3 protein-coding genes are annotated in these 1,992 nt (G+C 59.4%); all 3 read left to right on the plus strand.

Features of this window, described 5'->3' with window-relative positions; genetic code table 11:
* The first annotated feature begins 449 nt into the window (after positions 1 to 449).
* Positions 450 to 974, plus strand: a complete 525-nt coding sequence (locus EOA33_RS33830; RefSeq protein ID WP_190234467.1) for a transposase — start codon at positions 450 to 452, stop codon at positions 972 to 974.
* Positions 975 to 994: 20 nt separating this feature from the next.
* Positions 995 to 1,192 carry an IS66 family insertion sequence element accessory protein TnpB gene (gene tnpB / locus EOA33_RS41615; RefSeq protein WP_348628289.1) on the plus strand — a complete coding sequence of 66 codons (198 nt, stop codon included), beginning with the start codon at positions 995 to 997 and terminating at the stop codon, positions 1,190 to 1,192.
* Between the two features lie 167 nt (positions 1,193 to 1,359).
* Positions 1,360 to 1,992, plus strand: a 633-nt coding sequence (locus tag EOA33_RS33840; protein ID WP_190234468.1) for an IS66 family transposase zinc-finger binding domain-containing protein, incomplete at its 3' end; no start/stop codon positions are given.

Here is a 1,992-nt window from a genome sequence, read left to right on the forward strand (position 1 = left end):
TTGAGTGAAACAGACGTTGAGAAGAAATTCTTGCGCAATGTTCGTGGAACGCCGCTGGAGAAAGATGGAACAACCATTGTCGAGAGGGCGATGAATATGGAACGGCTGAGCTCTCTAAATGAAATGCTTGAACTATTGAGGTGTTCGTAACCCGCGTCTTTGCCGGATATCCGAGAACTGCTTAGCTTTTTAGATTTTGCCAGTGAAACGTTTGGTTACCTCTCGCGGCTTCAACGCACGCTGAGCTTTTTGGGAGATATAAGCCTCTCTGACAATGAGAAGTTCAGTGGCGGGGATGGTGATGGACCGACTGCTCGTGTTTGCGGGCCGAGCTTGTCGGACGCTCAACCGAAAGCGTCAATTGAGGCGTATCCGTACGATTAGGGCCGCCTGGTGATGGCTACTTCGCGTCGCTAATGTCCGCTTAAATTTAAATGGATAGTAGCGTCATGAAATATCTGGCCATGGAGACGCCGTCGACGGCGGAAGTTGACGAGACCGCAGCTCTGCCGTTGCCGGCGGGTGGGGACCGGAAGCGCGGTCGAAAGCGAGTTCGCCGTTCCTGGACGGTCGATCAGAAACTGGCGATCGTACGCGAGGTGGAGGAGACCGGTGATCCGGTAGCGGCTGTGGCTCGGCGTCACGACATGAACGCGAATTACTTGTTCATCCTGATGAGGCAGGCCCGTGAAGGGAGGCTGGGTGGCCGACCCAACCCGTTGTCGACCGAGACCTCTCCGGCCGCCTTCATCGACTTGGGTGTGATCCGTCCTGGCGGGCAGGATGTCGAGCCGGAAGGGTCTGCTGCTGCTGCGCACCGTCACGGTGAAGTACCGGCTACGACCGGCCAGGCGGTACCTGCTGGCGGCCGAATGGAAATTGTCGGAGCCAACGGCCGGCGCGTGATCGTCGACCGGACCGTTGATGTCGCTGTTCTGATGCGGCTCCTGCGGGGTCTGGAGACCCTGCGGTGATCCCGACTGAGGGTGTGCGCGTGTGGCTTGCCACGGGCTACACCGATATGAGGTGTGGCTTCCCATCGCTTGCGCTACGGGTGCAGGAGGTGCTCAAACATAATCCGCTGAGCGGCAATTTGTTCTGCTTTCGAAGGAAAAGCGGAAATTTGCTGAAATGTATTTGGCATGATGGCCAAGGAGCCTGCCTGTTCACGAAAAGACTCGAACGAGGCTGATTCATATGGCCTCCAGTTGAAGGCGGAGCCGTAACAATATCTCCGGCACAGTTAAGTTACCTTTTGTCCGGAATAGATTGGCGCAACCCTCAGGAAACATGGCGACCAGCTCGTGTTGGGTAGCATTTTTTAGTTGATATCACGCGGAAATCTGATTCAATAGCTCCGTGACTTCGAAGCCTGTTGATCTCCCTGCGGACCTTGCCGGTGCCTACATGGCGCTGCTGGCTGCGCATGAGGCGCTGCAGGCTGAGCACGATGTCGCCGTCGCGGATGCTGCCAAGTGGCAAGCCAAAGCGGCCACCGCGCAAGCAGAGGCCGCGAGCGCGCAGGCCAAGCTGTCGGATACCGATGCGCGGATTGCTGAGCTTGAGCTGCGCATCGAGAAGCTGAAACGCGAACTGTACGGACAGCGCTCCGAGCGAACCCGGCGACTGATCGAGCAACTGGAACTGGAGCTCGAGGAACTCGTCACCTCGGCGAGCGAGGACGAGCTTGCCTCGGCCGCTGCGGCGGCGAAGACCCAGAAGGTGCGCGCCTTCGAGCGCAAGCGGCCGGTGCGCAAGCCCTGGCCCGATGACATCGAGCGCGAGCGCGTCGTCATCGCTGCTCCGTCGACCTGCGGCCGCTGCGGCGGATCGCGGCTGGTCAACCTCGGCGAAGACGTGACCGAGACGCTGGAGGAGATCCCGCGTCGGTTCAAACTGATCGAGACCGTGCGCGAGAAATTTACGTGCCGGGAGTGCGAGGCGATCACCCAGCCGCCGGCGCCGTTCCATGCCACGCCGCGCGGCTTCATC

This window comes from Mesorhizobium sp. M4A.F.Ca.ET.050.02.1.1 (assembly GCF_003997725.1).
Taxonomy (GTDB): domain Bacteria; phylum Pseudomonadota; class Alphaproteobacteria; order Rhizobiales; family Rhizobiaceae; genus Mesorhizobium.

What these genes read in the sequence shown, in the direction of transcription:
- EOA33_RS33830 (WP_190234467.1), top strand. Translation starts at nt 450, where the DNA reads ATGAAATATCTGGCCATGGAGACGCCGTCGACGGCGGAAGTTGACGAG.